General features: G+C 68.2%; 16 protein-coding genes. 10 read left to right on the top strand and 6 right to left on the bottom strand.

Annotation, left to right across the window (positions count from 1 at the left end; genetic code table 11):
• Positions 1-19 precede the first annotated feature (19 nt).
• A complete protein-coding gene (locus ACGFIE_RS11880; protein WP_393293707.1) occupies positions 20-829 on the bottom strand; it encodes a helix-turn-helix domain-containing protein in 810 nt (269 codons plus the stop codon).
• 276 nt (positions 830-1,105) lie between these two features.
• Between ACGFIE_RS11880 and ACGFIE_RS11875 the strand changes: the two genes are divergently transcribed.
• The 10 genes from ACGFIE_RS11875 (at position 1,106) to ACGFIE_RS11830 (ending at position 10,751) form a co-directional block, all read left to right on the top strand.
• Positions 1,106-1,588, top strand: coding sequence for an NUDIX domain-containing protein (locus tag ACGFIE_RS11875; protein WP_393293704.1), 483 nt, complete (start codon positions 1,106-1,108; stop codon positions 1,586-1,588).
• Between the two features lie 151 nt (positions 1,589-1,739).
• Entirely contained in the window at positions 1,740-3,722 is a 1,983-nt protein-coding gene (locus ACGFIE_RS11870) for an ABC transporter ATP-binding protein (protein WP_393293702.1), read from the top strand.
• A gap of 11 nt (positions 3,723-3,733) precedes the next feature.
• Complete coding sequence (locus ACGFIE_RS11865; RefSeq protein ID WP_393293699.1) at positions 3,734-4,300, top strand: kinase; 567 nt, start codon at positions 3,734-3,736, stop codon at positions 4,298-4,300.
• A gap of 38 nt (positions 4,301-4,338) precedes the next feature.
• A complete protein-coding gene (locus ACGFIE_RS11860) occupies positions 4,339-5,208 on the top strand; it encodes a phosphotransferase (protein ID WP_393293696.1) in 870 nt (289 codons plus the stop codon).
• Complete coding sequence (locus tag ACGFIE_RS11855) at positions 5,199-6,533, top strand: MFS transporter (RefSeq protein WP_393293694.1); 1,335 nt, start codon at positions 5,199-5,201, stop codon at positions 6,531-6,533. The genes ACGFIE_RS11860 and ACGFIE_RS11855 overlap by 10 nt, the downstream gene beginning before the upstream one ends.
• A gap of 63 nt (positions 6,534-6,596) precedes the next feature.
• The gene (locus ACGFIE_RS11850; RefSeq protein WP_393293692.1) at positions 6,597-7,052 is read left to right on the top strand and encodes a hypothetical protein; all 456 of its coding nucleotides are present in this window, start codon (positions 6,597-6,599) and stop codon (positions 7,050-7,052) included.
• Positions 7,053-7,093: 41 nt separating this feature from the next.
• Complete coding sequence (locus tag ACGFIE_RS11845; protein WP_393293690.1) at positions 7,094-7,663, top strand: nucleotidyltransferase family protein; 570 nt, start codon at positions 7,094-7,096, stop codon at positions 7,661-7,663.
• A 35-nt stretch (positions 7,664-7,698) separates the two neighbouring features.
• A complete protein-coding gene (locus tag ACGFIE_RS11840) occupies positions 7,699-8,568 on the top strand; it encodes a carbon-nitrogen hydrolase family protein (RefSeq protein ID WP_393293688.1) in 870 nt (289 codons plus the stop codon).
• A 5-nt stretch (positions 8,569-8,573) separates the two neighbouring features.
• Complete coding sequence (locus ACGFIE_RS11835) at positions 8,574-10,301, top strand: GNAT family N-acetyltransferase (protein ID WP_393293685.1); 1,728 nt, start codon at positions 8,574-8,576, stop codon at positions 10,299-10,301.
• 321 nt (positions 10,302-10,622) lie between these two features.
• A complete protein-coding gene (locus ACGFIE_RS11830) occupies positions 10,623-10,751 on the top strand; it encodes a hypothetical protein (protein ID WP_393293682.1) in 129 nt (42 codons plus the stop codon).
• Positions 10,752-10,811: 60 nt separating this feature from the next.
• Here ACGFIE_RS11830 and ACGFIE_RS11825 read toward each other — a convergent pair whose 3' ends face one another.
• From ACGFIE_RS11825 to ACGFIE_RS11805, 5 genes are all read right to left on the bottom strand, one after another.
• Positions 10,812-11,582 carry a carbon-nitrogen hydrolase family protein gene (locus ACGFIE_RS11825; protein ID WP_393293680.1) on the bottom strand — a complete coding sequence of 257 codons (771 nt, stop codon included), beginning with the start codon at positions 11,580-11,582 and terminating at the stop codon, positions 10,812-10,814.
• A 185-nt stretch (positions 11,583-11,767) separates the two neighbouring features.
• Positions 11,768-12,589, bottom strand: coding sequence for a sugar phosphate nucleotidyltransferase (locus ACGFIE_RS11820; RefSeq protein WP_328654486.1), 822 nt, complete (start codon positions 12,587-12,589; stop codon positions 11,768-11,770).
• 240 nt (positions 12,590-12,829) lie between these two features.
• A complete protein-coding gene (locus ACGFIE_RS11815; protein WP_393293678.1) occupies positions 12,830-15,634 on the bottom strand; it encodes an RNaseH domain-containing protein in 2,805 nt (934 codons plus the stop codon).
• Positions 15,631-18,975, bottom strand: coding sequence for a hypothetical protein (locus ACGFIE_RS11810; RefSeq protein WP_393293676.1), 3,345 nt, complete (start codon positions 18,973-18,975; stop codon positions 15,631-15,633). The genes ACGFIE_RS11815 and ACGFIE_RS11810 overlap by 4 nt, the downstream gene beginning before the upstream one ends.
• Positions 18,972-20,210, bottom strand: coding sequence for a hypothetical protein (locus ACGFIE_RS11805; protein ID WP_393293673.1), 1,239 nt, complete (start codon positions 20,208-20,210; stop codon positions 18,972-18,974). Before ACGFIE_RS11805 ends, ACGFIE_RS11810 begins: the two co-directional genes overlap by 4 nt.
• Positions 20,211-20,241 lie beyond the last annotated feature (31 nt).

Raw genomic sequence — 20,241 nt, 5'->3', positions numbered from 1 at the left:
CCCTCCTCCGACTCGGTGCTTACCCGGCACCGCCGGCCCCCGACGCACCATCGCGCACGTAAGCCGTGGCCCGGCCGTCCATCGATAAGGCGGGATGTTTTCGGCGTAGGGCGATCAGTGTTGCCCGTACCTCTGGTTGCTGAGCGGCTTCGGCGAGGTCGAAGGCTTCGGCGGCGTAGGCGTGCGCGACACGGGTCGCGCCCAGGTCCAGGGCGAGGGCGCCGAGCAGCCCGGACAGGTGGACGGCGACGGTGTAGAGCCGGGCGCGTTGTGGTGGATGCTGCTGCCCGGCCATGAGCTCATCCACACAGGTACGCAACGGCCGCAGGCGCGCCAGGCGGACTGCTGGCGGAAGGCGTTCGTTGTCGGCAATCGCCTGTCGGACCTCGTCTTCGAGGTAGCTGAGTCGGGCGTCTTCGTCGTTGCAGGACTTCAGCGCGGCCCGTCGGGCGTTGATGCTGTTCTCGTCTTCCCAGAGAGCCGATTCACCTTCTCCGCTGCCGTTGGATTCGGTGCTGGCGATGGGCTTCGGCCGGTGCGGGTTCTTCGCCGACGGGACCGACGGTGGCTGTGGTTGGTGCCGCTGGACTCGCTTGGTGAGGCGGTCGTATTCCTGGGTGAGGGTGCCGCCGGTGTGCAGGGCGGTGTCGCAGCGTGCCCAGAACTCGCGCTCGGGGTGTTGGCGGCCGGTCTCGGTGTTGGCGACGGAGCTGCGGCCGTACTGCACAAGCCGGGCGAGGCCCTGCTGGGTGAGGTTGGCTTGCTTGCGCAGCTGTGCGAGGTGGCGGCCGAGTGCGCGCCGTGCCGTCGTGATCTCGTCGTCGGCCATGGTTTGCCACCCCCTGGCTGTGCCGAGATGCGGTCACGGTGCGGGCAGACCGTATCCGCCGCCTCCGACAATTCCTGGGACGGTTACTGAGGGCTGTCGGGGGTCGGACGGGTTTGGTCGACAGCCGGGCAGCCTAGCGGCTGCGTCGGCCGCCGGTAGGGGTCACGCGCGGCCGACGATGTCGCAGTCTTGTCGGCGGCGGCGGCGGAATCTGCCGACAATGTCGTGGCACGGCGCGGCGGGCGTGTCGGACGGCTGGCGTCCTACGGTCGACTTATGCCCGCCGAACGCCTTGACTTCACCGCCGATCTACCTCGCAAGCGGATGGCCGCAGGGCTGCTCCTGACCGATCCTCGCGGTCGAGTGTTGCTCGTCGAGCCGGCGTACAAGGCCTCGTGGGAGATCCCCGGTGGGTGCGTCGAGGCCGACGAGTCGCCCTACCAGGCGGCGGTCCGGGAGTGCCATGAGGAACTCGGGCTGACCCTGACGCCCGGCCGGCTGCTGGTCATGGACTGGGTGCCACCGCAGCCTGGCCGCACCGAGGGGGTCATGTTCGTCTTCGACGCGGGCACGCTCACGTCCGAGCAGACGGACCAGATCGTCTTGCCACCGACCGAGTTGCGCAGCTGGTCCTGGTGCGACCAGCCGGCGGCCCATGAACGCCTGCCGGCGCTGCTGGCCCGACGCGTCGCCGCGGCGCGGGAAGCACGCGGCCACGGGTTCACCAGGTACCTGGAGAACGGGCTGCCGGTCACCTGAGCCCCGGCCCTACACGGGCCAGCCGCATCCAGGATCCGACTCGTAGCCCTCTGCTGAAAATCCGATCTGCGGGAGGTCGCCTTCGGGCGACCGGCCCGACTCACACATGTCCCACTGCCATCCATTTACATAATTTTGAGGAGGTTTATCGATGACTCAAACGACCACCGCACAGAGCCCCAGTACAGCGGGCCAGCCGGGCACCGCGCGACCAGAGTCGGTGTTGCCGGAGTTGCGGGCCACGTGGTGGGAGACGGGAGTGCGGGCCAGGGCGGAAGCGGGCGTGTTCACCGTCTTCGCGGAACTCCCCCGGCTCGTCCGGACCGCTCTGGGCGTCAGTTGGCGGGCGGACCGACTCCGCACGAGCGTGGTCGCCGTAGCGACGGTCGGCGCCGGGGTGATGGCGGCCTTCGGCCTGTTGGCCACACAGCGGGTGCTGGTGGAGTTGTTCGCCGGCGGGCCGACCGCGGACAAGGTCCGGGCGGCGCTGCCCGCACTGGCCGTGCTGGCGGTCGCGGTCGCGCTGCGTGCGGGAATGGGCATCGCCACCGGGTACGCGCAGAACGCGTTGACGCCGCAGGTGAGCCGGGAGGTGGAGCGGGGCCTGTTCGAGGTGTCCACGCAGGTGCGGCTCGAGGCGTTCGACGCCGACGCGTTCGCCGACGACATGGAACGCGCCTCCCGAGGCACCGAGTCGGCGATCGGCCTGGTGCAGTCCTCGATGAACCTCCTCGCCGGACTGGCCGGTGTACTGGCGGTGGCGGTCGCCGTCGTGGTGATCCACCCGCTGCTGCTGGTAGCCCTGCTGGTGGCAACAGTGCCGAACGGGTGGGCCGCGCTACGGGCGGGACACCTGCGGTACCAGACGTATACGGCCGGGTCGGTGCGGCGGCGCCGGCTGTGGCTGCTACAGCGGCTGATGGCCGAGCGGGCGTCCGCGCCGGAGTTGCGGTCGTACGGGCTGCGCCGGTTCCTGCTCGACCAGTACGACCGGGTCATGCAGGTCGAGACCGACATCCAGCTCGTCCTTGCGCGGCGCGTCACCACCACCACCTCGGTCGGAGCGATGATCGGCGGAGTGGCCGCCGCCGCGGTGTACGTCCTGCTCGGGCTGCTGCTCATCGACGGGCAGATCCCCCTCGCCGCCGCGGCGACGTGCGTGATCGCCGTGCAGTCCGCGCAGCGCTCCCTCGCCATCGTCACCTTCCAGGTCGACCGCGTCTACACCGAGGGTCAGCACTTCAACGACTACACCGGGTTCATGACCCGCGCCGCCGCCTACCTCCCGGGCAGCAGCGGACCGGTGGCCATGACGAGCCCCGACCAGCTGCGCGAACTGACCGTCAGCAGGGTGAGCATGCGCTACCCCGACCGCGACACACCCGCCGTCGACAACGTCACCATGACCATCACCGCCGGGCAGACCGTCGCGTTCGTCGGGGAGAACGGCTCGGGCAAAACAACCCTCGCCGCGATGATCGCCACCCTCCGCACCCCCAGCGACGGCGTCATCAAATGGAACGGCCAACCCATGCCGGAGTGCGACATCGACGGGCTACGAGCCCGGATCGCGGTGGTGACGCAGGAATACCACAAATGGCCGTTCACCGCGGCCACGAACATCGCCATCGGCAACGTCGACACCGACGCCCAGCTCGACCGCATCGAGGCCGCCGCCGCCCGCGCAGTCGCCCACGACATGATCAACGAACTGCCCCACGGGTACGAGACACTGCTCGACCGGACCTTCGCCCGAGGCCAGGACCTCTCCGGCGGGCAGTGGCAGCGCATCACCGCCGCCCGCGGCTTCCTGCGCGACGCCGAACTGCTCATCATGGACGAGCCCTCCTCCGCGCTCGACCCCCGCGCCGAAGACGCCCTGTTCCAGGCCATCCGCGACCGCAAGGGCCGGGCCACCACGATCCTGATCACCCACCGGCTCGCGAACGTCCGCCACGCCGACCGGATCTTCGTCCTGCACCACGGCCGGCTGGTCGAGGCCGGCAGCCACGACGACCTCGTCGCCGCCGGCGGCCGGTACGCCGAGCTGTTCGCCCTCCAGGCCGCCGGCTACGACGCCACCCCAAGCGAGGACAGCCCCATCCCGCAACAGCACCAGCCCGCCTCGCGATAGGAAGAACCGTCATGGACCACGCGGCGCCCACCGGCACCTCCGAGACGATCCTCATCAGCATCCGGGGCAACTCCAGCGCCGGGAAGAGCACCCTCGCCACGGCGTTGCGGCGCCGGCACGGCCGCGGCTGCGCGATGGTCGGCCAAGACCACCTCCGTCGGATCCTGCTCAGGGAACGCGACAAGCCAGGCGGCCTCGCGCCCGCACTCATCGCGCAGAACGTTCGCTTCTGCCTCGACCACGGCTACCACGTGATCCTGGAAGGGATCATGCACACCGCCCGGTACCGCAGCATGCTCACCGACCTGCGCGACGCGCACCGCGGGCGAACGCTCTTCGTCTACCTCGACGTATCGCTGCCAGAGACCCTGCGGCGACACGAAACGCGTCCCATGGCGGCGGAGGTGTCGCCGGACCACCTGCGCAGCTGGTACACCCCACACGACGTCCTCGGCTGGCCCAACGAACTCGTCCTCCCCGAGACCACCACCCTGGAGGAAGCAATCGAGCGCATCGCCACCGCCGCCGGCCTGCCGTTGACCGGCCGCAACGACGACCTGCTCCCAGCCGTCCCATGACCGCACCACCCAGAGCAACCCCAGACCACGCCGGTCCCTTGGCGGGCGGGGCGGATGACGTGTACGCGGCGCTGGTCCGCCGTGCCGCTGCCGCACGGGTGGGCACCGGCCGGGTAGTGCACCGCACCGACAAGGCCATCGTCGCCACCGGCCGCCACGACGGCCAACCGGTGATCGTGAAGCTGTTGACCACCGACGACCCGTACTGGACAGGCCGGCGCCAGCACGAACTGCGCATGTACGAACTGTTCACCGATCAACCGCCACCCGCGCGCGTGCCGCGGGTCCTGTACGCCGACGCCCACCTGACCGTCCTGACGCAGCTACCCGGGCAGCGCCTGGACGACCAACGCCACCTCACTCGCGACGTCAGCCCGACCACCTCACAGCTGGTTCTGAACACCCTCGACACCCTCTCCGACTGGACACCAGCACTGCCACTGCCGCAACCTGTCGACTACCACGGCCGGATCGACGCCGAACACGCCGCCGGACTCCTCGACGACGCCGACCAGCACGCCCTGCACACCCTCGTCGACCAGCTCGGCCCGCATCGGGTCACCGCACACGGCGACCCCCTACCCGCGAACCTGCTCCTCGACCGCGAGCACTGCGCCCTCATCGACTTCGAGCACACCGGCAGCTACTTACCCGGCTATGACCTCGCGCTGCTGCACATCGTCGCCGCCGCAGCCAGCCCGACCCTCACCGCCGCGATCACCGAACGCGTGCAAACCGCCGACATCACCACCGCCTACTCGGTCAACCTGCTCCTGCTGACCTGCCGAGAGATCCGCCTGCACACCGTGCTGCCAGCACGCGGCGCGACAACGTCCCGGCTCGCGTACCTACGACAGCTACTCAGCCAGGCACGCCACGACGTTCAGGCGCTGATGCGATGGGCTTGAACCGGACAACCGCCGGCGCAGCGATCCAGCGCGGCCTCGCGGGCGGCTCACAGGCACCTGCCCCGCTGAGCCGTGACTTCCACCGCCTGTGGGGCGCGTACTCGATCAGCCACTTCGGGTCCGCCGTCGGGGCGGGCGCGCTGCCGCTGGTCGCGATCCTGCTGCTGGACTCAACGGCTCTGCAGATCTCCCTGCTCGCGGTGATCTCCGGCCTCGCCTCAGCGGTCATCGTCCTACCCCTGGGCCCTTGGGTGGAGTTCCGGCGCAAACGGCCTGTGATGATCGGCGCCGACCTGCTGCGCTGCGCGGCCCTGACCAGCGTCCCCATCGCCGCCGCGCTCGGCGCCCTGACGTACGAGCAACTGTGCGTCGTCGCCGTCGTACAGACCGCCGGCACCATCGTGTTCAGCGCCGCCAGCGGCGCACACCTGAGACACCTGGTCACCACCGATCAACGCGTCACCGCCAACAGCCGATTCGAGACCTCCCAGTGGACGGCGAACAGCCTCGGCTCACCCATCGGCGGTGTCCTCGTGTCCTGGCTCGGCGCTACCGCGTCCATCACCGTCGACGCCGCGAGCTTCCTGATGTCCGCGCTCGGAATCCGCCGCCTGCGCAGCCCCGAACCGCTGCCACCAACGCGGCAACCCGCCCCGAGCCGGGGCCGGGAAGCCATCGAAGGATGGCGGCACATCCTTCACGACCCTGGTCTGCGAGCCCTGTTCGTCAACGCCGTCATCTTCGGCGGCGCCATCACGGCCAGCACGCCCATCATCGCGGTGTTCATGCTCCGCGACCTACACCTGGCGCCCTGGCAGTACGGCCTGGCCCTCGGACTGCCCTGCCTCGGCGGCATCCTCGGCTCCCTCACCGCCGGTCCCCTCACCACCCGATACGGCCTCCGCAGGGTCCTGCTCACCACCGGCGTCGCCCGCACCCTCTGGATGGGATTCATCCCACTTGCCCCGCCCGGCACACCGGGCCTGATCGTCATCACCCTCGCCGACACACTCCTGCTGTTCATGGCGGGAACGTTCAATCCCACCTTCGCCGCCTACCGCATGAACCACACCAGCGAGCACTGCCTGTCCCGCGTCCTGACCGCCTGGTCCATCACCAGCAAACTCACCCAGCCCGTCTTCATCGCCGTCGCCGGCATCCTCGCCGCCGTCACCGGCCCCCGCACCGCCCTCACAACAATCGCCGCCCTCACCCTCACCAGCGCCGCCTTCCTGCCTTGGAAGACAACCTCGAACAGCACGCCCCACACCCCCGCCGCCAACCCGCCCAGAGGGACGTCGCCGATCGGCACGTCGTTCCGGTAGCGCGAGCACCCGCCTGCCCACCGCCGTCACGGCCACCGCCACCACACCCAGGGAGAACGCAGAATGAGCGATGACAACCCGCAGCGGCGGTCACCCCGCCGCTACACCGGCACCACGACCGATTTCGTGCTGGACGGCACCATGGGACGCCTCACCACGGCCACGTCATCCGGTCAGCTCACCCACGTCGACCTGCGCGTCGGCAAACACGGCTCCACCCTGGCCGGCCTAACCGAAGCGCTGTCCACGGCGCTCACCACCGCTCTGCAAGCCGGCGCGCCCCTACCCGAGATCGTGGCGCCACTACGGCACACCCACTACACCCTCTCTGGCGCCACCACCGACCTAGACGTGCCACACGCAACCTCGCTGAGCGACTACCTCGCACACCGCCTTCACCAGCAGCACACCAACACCGCGCCACCGCACCCAGACGCCGCGCAGCTGCCTGGAGACATCCAAGCCAGCCCGCAGCCACGACTGCCCACGGCCAGCTGGGTGCCGCACCCCCGCAGCTGACCCGACCTCGATCAACCGGTCCTGTCGGAGGTGAATAGGGCATGCGCGATGACGAGTTACGCGGTCTGGTTGGCGGGAGCCAGCCGCTGATGCGGGTGCTGCGCGCCGTGCGGGACGCGGGCCTACCGGACGCCTGGATCGGCGTCGGCGTCCTCAGGGACCTGGTGTGGGACCAACGCTACGGGCACGGATTCGAATTCTCCCAAGTCCGGGACATCGACGTGGCTTTCTTCGACCCCACCGACGTGACCCGGGCCAACGACGAGCACGCCACCGGACGTCTGGCGACGATGTGGCCGGGACCGCCGTGGGAGGCGAAGAACCAGGCCGCCGTGCACACCTGGTACGCCGCCCGATTTGGAGGCGACGCCGTCCCCGCGCTGCGAAGCATCGCCGACGCGGTCGCGACCTGGCCCGAATACGCCACCGCCGTCGCGATTCGTCTCGACGCCGACGGGCGCATCGCTGTCTGCGCACCACACGGACTCGATGACCTTCTCGACGGTATCTGGCAACGCAATCCGGCCCGAGTCAGCCAGGTCGTGTCCGCGCAACGAATGGCGCGGCAACGCCCCGCCCACCGCTGGCCCCGAGTCCGAGTCCTCACCTGACCACCCACGATTCGACGCCAGGAGGCTCACCCCGAATGCCCGCCGCCCTCCGAACGGACAACTCGTCCACTCTCACGATCGCTGCCGCCCAACCGCTGGTCACCTGCGACGCCGCGCTCAACGGCGCCGCAATCCGTTCGCTCATGCGCCGCGCGCATCAGCAAGGTGCCCACCTGGTGCAGTTCCCCGAAGGCGCCCTGTCCGGGTACGCCGGGCAGGCCAAGGACCACTTCGCCGGCTGGAACGTCGACTGGACAACGCTACTGCGGGAGCTGGACAAGACGGCCGCGCTCGCGGGTGAGCTCGGCCTGTGGGTGATCCTGGGCAGCAACCACCGACTCAGCGGCGAGCACCGTCCGCACAACAGCCTGTACGTGATCTCCGACCAGGGACGCATCGTCGACCGCTACGACAAGCGCTACCTCTCCCACACCGAGATCACCCGCTTCTACACCCCCGGCTTCACACCAACCGTCCTCGACCTCGCGGGATTCAGGCTGGGCCTGGCACTCTGCATCGAGATCAACTTTCCGGAGATGTTCCTCGACTACCTGCACAGGGGCGTGGACTGCGTCCTGTTCTCCACCTTCTCCGAAGACCCGATGTTCGCCGTGATCGCCCAAGGCCACGCCGCCACCATGAGCCAGTGGATGAGCGTCTCGGTGCCCGCGCAATGCAGCACCGCCATGCCCGCCGGAATTATCGGCCCGCACGGCGGCTGGCTCGCCCGCTGCGAACCCGATGGCACCACCGACCTGGTCTGCGCCACGCTCGACCGTGACGCCCCAGAATTGCGCATCGCCGTACACCACGCCCGCCCCTGGCGCGTCACCGCCCGCGACGGCGCCATCTACCGGCAACGGCGCGTGGACGATCCGCGCAGCCACAACCGCGCCGAGAGGTGACAGTGGTGCCGAGCCAGGCGCCACCCATCGAACAATGTCGTACAGCGACGGTACGGTCACTCCTGGCAGTTTGTTGTGGTGGAGGGAGCTTGCTCGTGGTCAAGCGCAGCAGCCGATCTCGGCGCAGGGAACCGATTCGCCGGCCGATTCCAGCAACACGACTGTCCGCCTCGGCGGACAGGGTCACCGACCTGACCGGGCAGCGCCTGGTCGACGGCTGGCCGGTGACCGAGCAGGTGCGAGTGCGGCTGGCCCGCGGCGCGGATATGGCCGCAGTGCGTCGGCTCACCGCGCTGGCCGGTGTCCGTCTCGAGGACGAGGTCGCCGACGACGTGGACGCCGGTATCGGCGGGGCCGCGTTGCGGGCCGGCTTGGACGGCGGTCCGGACACGTTCATGCGATACATGGCCGAGAAGTTCACCGGCCCGCAGGCCATGGATCCGAGGAGGCTGCTGCCGCCGGCGACGCTGGTGCTGGTGGCCGAGCACGACCAGCGCGGCGTGGTCGGAGCGGTGGTCGCATATCCGCCGGGTGGTGTGCTCCAGCAGCTGGTCGAGCATCAACGGCAGGCAGGGTTGGGCAGTCAGCAGCTGTTCCAGCTGGTCATGGCCGGAGTGATGTGGATGGTGCGGATCAAGGCGATCGCGGTCGACGAAACGATGCGCGGCCGCGGGATCGGCAGTGCGTTGCTACACCGCTGCCAGCAGATTTACGCCCACTGCGGCTACATGATCACGTATGGGCAGATGGCCGACAGCCCGGAGCTGGAGCGGTTCTACCGCAGCCACGGCTTCGACGTGCTGGAGCGTGACAGCGGGTTCGACCCGTGGGTGGTCCTCGGGGTTCACGCCGAGATCCGCCCCGACCCGGGTGAGCGCACGTTCGTCCGGCATCAGAAGGCAGGCGCGAATCGGCGGCCCGGTCGGGTGCCAGCACCACGACACAGCAGCAGGACGCCGTTCGACCCGGGCACCCTGGCCCTGCATGACGATCACCTGCCGGCACTGCTGACGCAGGGCTCTGGCAAGGTGCTCGCCATCCAGTTCCTGCCCCTGCTCTGGATCAAGATGGCCGAGGGGCAGCGCGCCAACGCGTGCATCGACGCGTGTACGCAGCTGCGGTACGCCTACCAACAGTTCGGGATCGCCGCCGAAATCCTGCCGGTCGGTGTGGTGATCCACGACCCGGACGGCGGTCGTACCCGGTACGCCACTGACGAGCCGAGCTGGTACGACGACACCACCCTGGTCGGGCACACCATCCTGCTACTGCCCGAACACGACAGACTGGTGGATCCGACCATCGAGCAGGTACCAGAGGTCCGGGCACTGCGACAAGGTCCGGTCATCGGGCGGCTTCCTGAGCCGAACCGGCAGGCGCTGCGTGACGGCGAGACCAGCTTCGCTGTCCAACGCGCTGACCTGCTCATCGAGTACCAGCCAGTCCAGCCCGAGCATCGGGATCGGCTGCTGAGCGGGCCGCTGCTCGCCCGTAACGACGTCCAGTATCGGCGCGGCGCCGTCAACCTAGCCGCAATGGCCGTACAGGCGTTCCGCGATGCAGGAGCCGCCGATCGCATCCGGCAGACCCCCGCCTTCCCCCGCCTAACGGCGCTGCTCGATGCCATCGGCGACGCTCCGATCGGCGTCGACGAAACCACCAGCGATGTGCTGATTCACCTGCCCGGGGGGCCCGTCCGGCTCGACCAAGTCCCGGTCCCCCGATTGCCGTAGGGAATGACGGTAGTCCCGACTGCGGAATGCCTTCACCGCTCGGTTGACGGCTATGGGACGCGGATCGGGCATCGTCGCATCGACCATCCGCAGCGGCGCGTGGACGATCCGCGCAGTCACGAGCGCACTGGAAGTGACAGTGGTGCCGAACCTACGCGGCTTGTACCGAGGCCGACCTCAGTTCCCGCTGATGATCGTCGGTTATGGTCGATTCGACCACGCCCACGTTCCCGCCAGCCTGCGAAAACAACTGATGGAACTAGCCGCCAGCGACACTGCCCATTGGGGTCTGCTTTTCGTGCTCGACGCCCGAAGGCGCCGTTGGACCCTCTTCTCCCCGACGCGGAGTACGCGGCGCTGTTCGCACCCGCCGCCCACACCCTGAACCTCGACGTCGACGTCTTCACGACGAAGTTCCCCTGCTGGAGCAGCGGATGGCGGATCACCTAAATAGGCCACCTGCGTTCGCCCGGGGATCGCCTCAGGCTCCAACCGGCGTCAGCGGCAGCGTCACCCACACGTGGCCTGACCCGGCGGCTTGCAGCGTCCGATGTCGGCGGTCGCCATGCCCGGCGTCATCTCCGCGACCTGCGCGACGACCTCGCCCTGCGGGCCGATGATGTTCGTCGGCCCGTAGCCGATCCGCTCCGCGCCACGCTCACCGGTGACGTCAGCTGACACCAGCCACATGCCGCTCTCCCGGGCCCGGGCGGCGCGGATCGGGGTGTGCCGGTCCTTCCATTGCAGGGCAGAGGCGCGGCGCATCATGTTCTGCGCTGGGACGAGGAGCAGTTGCGCGCCCTGCGCCGCCACCGCCGCGGCCGCAGCAGGTACCCGGGTGTCAGAGCAGATGTTGATGCCGAACCGCACGCCTTTAACCTCGAAGGTTGGGTAGTCCTGACCTGGAGTGAAGAGCGATTCTCCCGGCATGAGGTGGGTTTTACGGTAGACGCCGAGGAGCTCACCGCCGGCCACGACGACCGCTGAGTTGAAGTACTGGCCCGCCCGTCGTTCGATGACACCGAGGACAAGGGTCTGCTCGATCCGGCCCACGCGGCGCAGCAGCGCAGCGAACGACGCGGAGCGCAGATCCATAGCGTAGGCGTCCAGGTGCTGCTCCTGCACGAGATAGCCCTGCAGAAAGCACTCCGGGAACAGCAGCAACTCCACATCCCGCTGATCAGCCTCGCGGCCGAACTCCTCGATGCACTGCACCGCCGCGCCGACATCGCCCAGAATCTCCGGGGTCTGACAGGCCCCCACCCGCATCACCTCGGCCACTCCGAAACCCTAGCGAGGTCCGACGACGTTGCTGCTTGCGCGCTGACAGTGGGGACGGCACCGCCGCTGCGGGACCTCCTGTGAGACTGGCTGGCGTGGAGGGTCACGGCACGCGCAGACGGGCAGCGTTTCCGCCGCCGGGTTAGCCGGTCTGAAGGCGCTTGTACGACCGGGACCGGCCAGGCCTAGGGCATGGCTGCGGCGTTGTTGGCCGCGAGCCAGCCGGCGGGACTGCCGCAGTCATGGTACTCACCGGTGACGGGGTGGATCAGTACGTCGTTGTCGCGGGCGAAGGCGATGACGGCGTCGGTGGCCTGATACTCCCCGTTGGCAGCCGGAATCAGCTCCTGGAAGTAGGCCACCGCGTCAGCGGGTAGCAGGGTACGGCTGATGTTGATGTACGCGGTCGGCTCGTCGTAGTCGTGCGGCTTCTCGAGTAGCTCGTCGAGCAGTTCATGACCCTCGGATGCTCGCGGGTGGAGGATGCCGTAGCGGTGGGCCTCGGCGCCGGGCACCGTGGCGGCGGCGAGCGCAGCCGGCACTCCGGCGGCGACCCGGGCCGCGGCGAGGTCGGCCAGGTCCGATCCGCCGTCGTTGCGAAGCAAAAGGTCGTCGCCGGCCACCAGGAGGAAGTCGTCGCCAGCGATGAAGTCAGCGGCGACGATCGCGGGCAGCGCGGTGCCGTACCGGTCGTCGCGCGGCTGTTCGATGAACGTAAAGTCGGCTTGGCTGTGCAGGTCGACGACGGACGCGTACTTGTCCTGCCAGCCGCGTGCGGTAAAGTAGTCCTTCAGGTCGTGGTCTTCGGTGAAGTAATGACGCACCTGGCGGCCGATCTCGCCGGGGGCGGTGACGATCGCGATCTCACGGGTGCCTGCGGCGACGCAGTCAGCGACCGCGTAGGCGACGACTGGTTGGTTGAGGATCGGCAGCATGCACTTGTTGATCGTTTTGCCGATCGGGAAGAAGCGGCTGCCCATGCCGGCGACAGCGATGACGGCCCTCACGTGCTTACCTTTCGGTTGGGTTACACCGGCCGTCAACGTGTAGCGACAGTGAGCCGGGCGGACCAATGCAGCTTACGCATAGCATTGGGTCAATTCGGGCACCTAGTGGAGGCGCGCACGGGCGCAGGCCGCCGGCGACGGCGGCCTCGATCCCTCTGCGTACGAGAACGACGCCTGTCCGGTGTCGTCTACCGAGACTCAGGCACCGAATGCACACCCCGGACTTGACGCAGGAGCTACTTATCGTCCCGGGCCGTCTTCCTCCTCATCGGACGCTTGTGCTGTGCGGCGATATTGAGGATGGCCCTCGTCCATCTGAATGGCCGCGTGCAGTGCGACTGGGTAGCGGGCGCGGCCGGACCAATACATGGTCTGGTGACAGAGCTGAGCGGTGGCGACCGCGAGTGCCTCATGAGAGACACGGTCATTGAGGGCGATGGGGTAGATCTCGGTAGCGGTCATCGAGTACCACGGTTCGGGCATCTCGCTCTTGCGGCGTTCTTCGCGGTTCTCGGAGATGACGGACCGTTTGGCGTCCCACCTGGTGTACTTCGCGCCGAGCCGGCCCGAGTTGCCACCGTCGTAGTTGCGCGGCACGTTGCACAGGACCCAGACCGGCGTGCCGAAGTCCGTCTCAATCTCGTAGAGAGCGTTGGTCGTCTCGCCTTCTCGTACGGCGTCTTTTGTGCTGAGTAAGTGGGTGTAGGCGATCGGTGGGGGCACTCTGTCGTCGGCGATGTTGACGCGGATGATCGCGTCGGGGCGTTCATCGTCTTGCAGGCTGTAGCCCGGCAGCCACCGCTTACTCTTCCCTTCTCCGGGTTGGCTGCCCTGCTTGCTGTTCTGCAACCCATCCCAGATGCGGCGGGCGCTGTCCTCGTCGACGGTGACGACGTACGGCCGGCCATCGAGGTCCTCGGCGAGGTCCTGCAGTGCCTGTTCGACGACGTCGCCGACGTCGTCCCAGCGCTGACGGTACGACTTCTTGCCGCCGTTCTCCTGCGGGTATTCGGTCTCGTGGAACTGGTTCTGGGCTTGGCGGTAGGGCTGCCATGAGGCGACAGTCGAGCTCCAGCCGAGCAATTGCCACACGTCGCCTGGCGTCGGCGGCGGGATCAACGCGGTCGCGGTCACGACCGTTCTGGGAGAGCTCTTCTCACCCTTGCGTTTGTTCTGCTGGCGGATGTGGAAGCCGACGTGGGCGATGCGGTCGGCCCCGTACCCCGCGTGTCGCTTCTCAGGACGCAGGGCGTTGGCGATGCGGTCGTCGATGATGCCGAGCGAGCGGTAGAGGTCGAGCAGCGCCATCTCTGCCGGGTGGTCGGGGTCCTTTGGCTCGATGATGCCGTTGGCGTTCCTGCCGAGCAGGTACTGGCTGGCGATGTCCTTGCTCGCCAGAATCATCTTGCTCTGTGGCTTCGCGTCCGCGTCCTCCAGTTCGGCGGGTTTGAGGCCTGGGATGTCGTCGGTGGTGGGGATGTGGGTTTCGCACCAAGCACCGATCAGGACGTCGCCGCTGGTGTCGAGTGCCGCGGCGGCGGGGTTCAGTGCCTTGGTCCGGCCGTTCGGGCTACCGTGCGCCAGGAAGTTCGCCGCGAGGTGGAAGACGGCGGTGATCGTCCCGCCGAAGAGATCGATCTCTTCGCCGTCGTGCGGGTCGAGGCCCTCGGTCTCGAGGCCGTACGTCTTGGCGAGGGCAGCGATCATCCGCAGCCGGGTTTCGTCGCGGTACCAGAGGCAGACCAGGCGCAGCTTGGTGAAGCCGGCCGCTTTGACTGCGGCGGCGATGGAGGCGGGCTCGGGAAACGCGCTGCCCTTGCCGCGCAGAGCCTTCTTGGACCCGGTGGCTTCGCGTTCTGCCTTGCGGCGGTCCATCTCCGCCTTGGGCACCCTCTCGGGGTCAGTCGGTCGGTGCGGCAGAGCCATGGTGGTGGCGCGCGCGATGAGTGGCTCTGCCCGGCCCTCAAACCGGCCCAGGACGTGCTCGTTGAGGACCCGCAGGTGGTGCATGCCGGTGCCGACGCCGATGGGGAACGGCCGGCTCTTCGGCAGTACGGGCCAGATCTGGGCAGGGCGTTCACGGGAGAAGCTCAGGGTGGGCCTGCGGTCCTTGCCTGCCTCGGCGATGGCTTCGGCGCGCATGCGCTGTTCGGCCTGCGAGCGGGTCGCGATGGCCTGCAGGACGGAGTAGTCCATCTCGAGGCGTCCGAGCGCCTCGAGCGCGTAGCGGCTGATGGTGCGGGCGCCGCCGCCGCCGTGCAGGCCCACTTCGAGGACCGGGCGGTTGTCACCGGGCTGGACCGCCAGCACGGTCCTGCTGTAGATCAGTGAGTCCGAGATCCGGGTCACCCGGGAGGTCACCATGAGTACGGGGGTGGCGATGTTCGGCACCGTTTGCAGCGTGAGGGCGGTACGTGACAGGGCGTACCGGCCGCCCTGGTCATTTTCCCAGGGGTCGTCGAGAGCGATCAACCCGCCGGTGACGTCTGGCCGCAGTGAGATGGCAAGGCCTTCGCGAACCGTCCAGGGGCCGGCCAGCTTCTGCGCCAGGCCCCAGGCGATGGTGCGGAACACCCAGTTCGGGGCGACGGGCTGAGTGCCGGTCTGCGGCCGGACGTGCTCGGCGAGGCAGACCTCGCTCTCCGGAGTGTCGGCGATCTTCTGTGCCAGCTCCGGCGGCCGCCGCAGGTCGATTTCGTGGATCGCTATACCCTGGGCCAGCCCGTAGGTGAGGGTGAACACCCGGCACAGGAGCTTGTCGTCGATCCGCTCCCGTGATGCGAGGAACGGCTGGGGCCCACCAGGCTCGAAGTAGACGTATCCGCCGGTGAGGACGCTGAGCACGGTGGTGGCGATCGAGTACGGGGCCTGGGCTGAGTCGTTGCCGTACCGCTTCTGGCAGGCGCGGTTCAAGTTTTCCCACAGGGTGCGTGTCTCGGCGTCCAGGTTTCTCAGGTACACGCGGTCGTTGCCGACGAGGTCGGGGGTGCAGCGGTACGCGAGCGTGTCGAGATAGCGTCCGGGCTCGCGGTGGTGTCGGGTCACTCGTCCTCATCTCGGAAGGCGTCCAGCACGGTGGGCTCGTTGGGGTCGATTCCGGCGTACGACAGGAATGCGTTGAGCGCTTCGCCGTACAGGTCGTTCATCTGTTTGCGCACGTCGGGCGGCCATTTGGCGTGAATGCGGCGCAGGATGGTGTCGAGGTCAGCGCTCCAGGTGTCCTCGTGGAACGCGAAGTCGACCATGTGCAGGACGGCTTCGGTGCCGCCACGGCGGGCCCGACCGGCGAGCTGGATGAGGTCGACGATCATGCCGGCGACCACTTCCTCCTGCAGGGATTTCTGCATGGAGGCGAACTGGCTCGCCGAGCGCAGCAACAGCCTCAGCCTCTCCCACGCGGCGTCGCGGGCACCGGCGAGCGCGGCGACGGGATCACTGCTTCCACCGGCGGGGAGGGCGCGCATGCCGGCTGCGTTGATGCTCCCGTACATCTCGGACGGCTCGTTCAGCAACGCCAGGGGCCGCACGCACAGGTAGACCGACCGCACTGCGGAGCGGATGCCCTTGACGATGTTGAGGCCACGCGCTATCAGCGACAGCGGCACGACCAGGATGTTGCCCCGGTCCGGGAAGGTCTCGAACTCTTCCTGGGTCAGCCGGACGGCGAGGTTCTCGCGGGGCAGGTCCGGATTGAGGCTGTGCCGGTCCTCGGCGCGCACGGCCACGCACAGTCCGGACCGGTAGTTCCCGGACTGGGCGATGCCGCGGGCGAGCAAGGCACACTGCTCGTAGGAGTTCGCGACGACGAGCACGTGGGCGCGGTCGGGGTCCTCGCGAGCTGCCCGTTCCAGCTCCCGGCGGATATGCCGGTCGTACAGCTGGTCGCCGAGCTCGATCAGGGCGTCTCGTTTTCGGCTGGTGTGCAGTCCCGAGACTTTAATCGGTTCGCCGAGCAGCGGGTGCCCTTTGCCGTAGTCGACACGCCGTTTCCGGGCGCGGATGGAGCGGGCTTGTGCGTCGGTCATCCACCAGCGGACCGGGGCGTGGACGTGTTCGCGGACGGCCTGCGGGAAGAACGCCGTCGCTGACAGCCCCATGACGGGCCGTTGCGTTCCGGCCAGGCTCAGCGAGACGATCCCGCCGAGTTCGGCGGTGAACAGGTGCGGGTCGCCGCCGATGGTCTGGGCGACCAGCTCGGCGCTCTTCTGCCTGTCATCGAGGCCGGTGACCCGGTAGCCGGTCAGGGAGCGGCCGAGCATGCCGATCGGCATCACGGTGGTGATCGCCGAGTGCTGGAGCTGCTCGATGATCTTCTGAGCGGAGCGCAACCCGGACGACCGGAAGCGCTGCGCGTTCTTGCGGACCTCGGCGAGCGCCTCGTCGAGTTCGATCATCACCGCGCGGGTCGCCAGCAGGTTGATGATCTGGGCTCGGCGGTGCCCGTCCTTGATGACGTCGCCCAACAACTCGTGTAGTTCGAGCTTGACCGCGTCAAGCAGGCTCTCGCCTCGTGGTCCTACCAGTGCGCTCAGGCCCCGTTGGACGTCCGCCCATATCGGTTCGAGCGCGCCGCTCGCGCGTCCGTGCCGGTCGGCATGCTGGTAGCGCTCAGGCATCAGCGCGTTGATCCGCTCGACGATCTCGGTGGGTATACCCGCGTCGCCGATATCGGAATCGGGCCACAGCAGTCGGGCCAGTGTGCGGTCGCGGCCACGCGCCATGTGCCAGCGGCTGCTGGTCTGGTCGGGAATGCGTTCCTCGGCGCGCTGGTCCTCGGCAGCGTGCAGTTTGAGCGCGTTGCGGCAGATACTGAGCAGCAGGAACTCAGCCATGAGCCGCACGTGGCTGACCGACGGCAGCAGCACGTTCTCGTCGTCGATGGGCAGCCGCTTCGCGTCGGTATCGATCTCCTGAGGGGCCGAGGTCCAATGACGGCGCGAGTGCAGTTTCACGTCGCTGGCGCAGCGTTCGATGGCCCTCGACTGGAACTGATCCACCTCGTCGATGAGCACGGCATGGCTGGTACGCAGGGCGAACTCGGCAGCCGTCAGGGTCCGCACGGGGCGGCCATCGAGGTTGACGCCGATCCGCAGGGTGCCCTGCAGGAAATAGAAGTGGTTCATGACGACCACGTTCGCGTCGCACGCCTCGTAGACCGGGGTGAACTTGCTACAGGTCGGGATCCACGGGCAGGCCGAGACTCCGACGCCCTGACGGCCGAGCGAGAGGCAGGGTTCACGTCCGGGCGGGTAGTCGCCGGTGGACTCGGTGAACTCGCGTTGCGCGCATCCGTAGGCGAGCGGGTCGATGTCGCGTTCTCCGCGTAGACCCCAGTCGCCGGGCGATTCGGGGTCTTCGTCGATCAGCGAAGCGTGCTTGACGGCCCGCTCGCGCATGCTGCTCGAGGACATCAGGTGCGCGCACGTCGGCGTGTGGTCCAGGTCCTGTTGCTCTCGGAGATAGGCCAGGTCGCCCTGGATGTTCGAGGTCATCGCCAGGCAGGACTTGATGTCCGGCTGCACGAGCGTGACTCGTAGGTTGCGCAGGGCGAACCAGCTGGCCATGACCCGGACCAGCACGCTCTTGCCGGTGCCGGTGGGAGCGTGGAAGATCTCCAGGCCGACGGCCGACATTGTCAAGACTTCACGGGGCGAGACGACGTCGGTGGTCTGCAGCACGTCGACCAGACCGGTGAGCGTGGTGTGCAGGAACCGCTTGTCCGGCGGGAAGCGTTCGTCGATCTGGGCGGCCAACGTCAGGAGTTCGTGCGTGGGAATCTGCAGCTCGGGCGTGTAGGGGACGGTCGACACGTGCGGCAGCTGGTCGAGGGCGAACGGTTCGGTGAAGTGCGGATAGCGCGGGATCCGCACCCGCCCGTGGATCTGACCGCCGTCCTTGACGTAGATCGTGGGGGTATTCCACGTTCCGGGGCCCGCGAAGTCCGGCGGCTTCGGGCGGACGCTTGGGCGCCGGAACCGGGCGGTCTGGCGATCGACGTAGTCCAGCAGGTTCCCGCCCACGCGAGGAAACGCGGCGTCAGCCCTGAACGGGTTGTTCCCGGCGAGTTCAAAGGCCGCGATGGGTGCCTGTTCCTCGTCCGGTCCTGGATCGGAAGGGGCGAGGGCGGTGCGGGCGGCGACCGAGAAGGCACGATGTTCCACCAAGTCGGCCGGGGCGATCGATCCGACCAGCGCAATCCGCTGCTTCTCGTTGTGGGTGAGGCTGCTCCAGCGGTCCCACACCGTGTATTTCCCGGACAGCAGGAACGCGGCGTCGGCGAACCCAGCGGCGTCACGTGCATCACCGGGGACACGGCGCGGGAAATAGTGGGCTGCCAGGGCCAAGGCGGCGTGCACCACACTGGTCTGCACAGTCGGGTCGCTCATGCCCACCTCACCCCCGCTTGCTTGCAGACCGACTCACCGAAGGCCGAGGCGGTGGCCACCTTCATGTCGTACTTCTGGCACACCTCGGACAACAGCGGAACCTGCCCGGCCCGGTAGTCCGGGACCACGAGCCATCCGGCGCCGCCGCGGTCACCCTCCTGCGCATGGATAAGGCTCGCGAGCGTCGTCGCCGACGTGTAGTCCTTGACGTCGACCTTGAAGGACGTCTTGGTGCCAGGGATCGTCACCTTGAGGTCGTAGGCGTCCAGGGCCGGCCAGAGGTCCACCTTCAGCCCGCGTTCGACCAGCCGGTCCCGCAGCGCCAGCTCCGGAATCCCCGGCACCGTGGTGTATCGCCAGATGCCCCGGGCCAGCGCCTTGTGGTTCTCCGCCGGCATCGGCTGGGGAACAACATCGATGTCGGGAAACAGCACCGCTTCGCGGGCGGCAGGACGGTCCGGGCGTGGTTCGGGAAGGAGTTCGGCAGCAGAACCGTCATCGCTCGGACGGAACAGGTAGGAGGCCCCCATATCGGCATGCGGGGTGTGCCAGCATCGGGCCGACCCCACCAGCGCACCGGCGCTCTTCACCAACGCCAGCCGCATCGGCCACCGACAGATAGGACACTCGTACCACCAGCCCTGGTGGATTGAGGCGTACGGGATGTCGGTGTAGAACTCGACCACGGTCGGCGGCAGCCGCAAGTCCGCCAGCTCATCGGTCGGCCCGGACGGATATCGGATCAGATCCGCACGTCCGTTCTCGTAGACCGATTGAACGCCCGGTTTGCTCAGCGCCAGATACACAGTCTCCTGCTCCACCTCCTCCCGCAGCTCGCGCACACCCGCGAGCATGTCCGAGCTGCGATCGAGTTTGCGCAGAGTGTGCAGCAGCATCCTCTGCTCGAAGTCCAGATCGAAGGCGTCCTCCGTGACCTGCCCGTCCTGATCCATGACGAGCAATCCCTTGAGATCGACTGGCTCCACCCCCTCGGGCAGTAGCTGCGCAAGGTCACCCGAAAGAGCCTGCCGGAACCGGCCGAACGGCAACGGGCTTCCCGGGCCGCGGGCAGCCAGCACAATCCCGTGGCACTCCATCAAGGTCTCCAGCCGCCGCTCCGGCTTCCACCCGGCAGCAGTGAGAGCCTTCGCGGCATGCAGGGCCGCTTTGGTGACGAGGTACCGAACATGAAGATCACTTAGTGTGCGCGCGTCGTCATCGACAGCATTGGTCACGAGGGCGGATGTTAGACCCACCCCCTGACAA

The sequence above is a fragment of the Micromonospora sp. NPDC049275 genome, assembly GCF_043197115.1.
GTDB lineage: Bacteria > Actinomycetota > Actinomycetes > Mycobacteriales > Micromonosporaceae > Micromonospora.
This window is presented reverse-complemented; position numbering and strand designations above follow the sequence as displayed.

Bases quoted from the DNA above. Each gene is read 5' to 3' on its own strand.
- ACGFIE_RS11865 (WP_393293699.1), top strand. From the start codon at position 3,734: ATGGACCACGCGGCGCCCACCGGCACCTCCGAGACGATCCTCATCAGC.
- ACGFIE_RS11845 (WP_393293690.1), top strand. From the start codon at position 7,094: ATGCGCGATGACGAGTTACGCGGTCTGGTTGGCGGGAGCCAGCCGCTG.
- ACGFIE_RS11855 (WP_393293694.1), top strand. From the start codon at position 5,199: ATGGGCTTGAACCGGACAACCGCCGGCGCAGCGATCCAGCGCGGCCTC.
- ACGFIE_RS11840 (WP_393293688.1), top strand. From the start codon at position 7,699: ATGCCCGCCGCCCTCCGAACGGACAACTCGTCCACTCTCACGATCGCT.
- ACGFIE_RS11880 (WP_393293707.1), bottom strand. From the start codon at position 829: ATGGCCGACGACGAGATCACGACGGCACGGCGCGCACTCGGCCGCCAC.
- ACGFIE_RS11870 (WP_393293702.1), top strand. From the start codon at position 1,740: ATGACTCAAACGACCACCGCACAGAGCCCCAGTACAGCGGGCCAGCCG.
- ACGFIE_RS11850 (WP_393293692.1), top strand. From the start codon at position 6,597: ATGAGCGATGACAACCCGCAGCGGCGGTCACCCCGCCGCTACACCGGC.
- ACGFIE_RS11875 (WP_393293704.1), top strand. From the start codon at position 1,106: ATGCCCGCCGAACGCCTTGACTTCACCGCCGATCTACCTCGCAAGCGG.
- ACGFIE_RS11810 (WP_393293676.1), bottom strand. From the start codon at position 18,975: ATGAGCGACCCGACTGTGCAGACCAGTGTGGTGCACGCCGCCTTGGCC.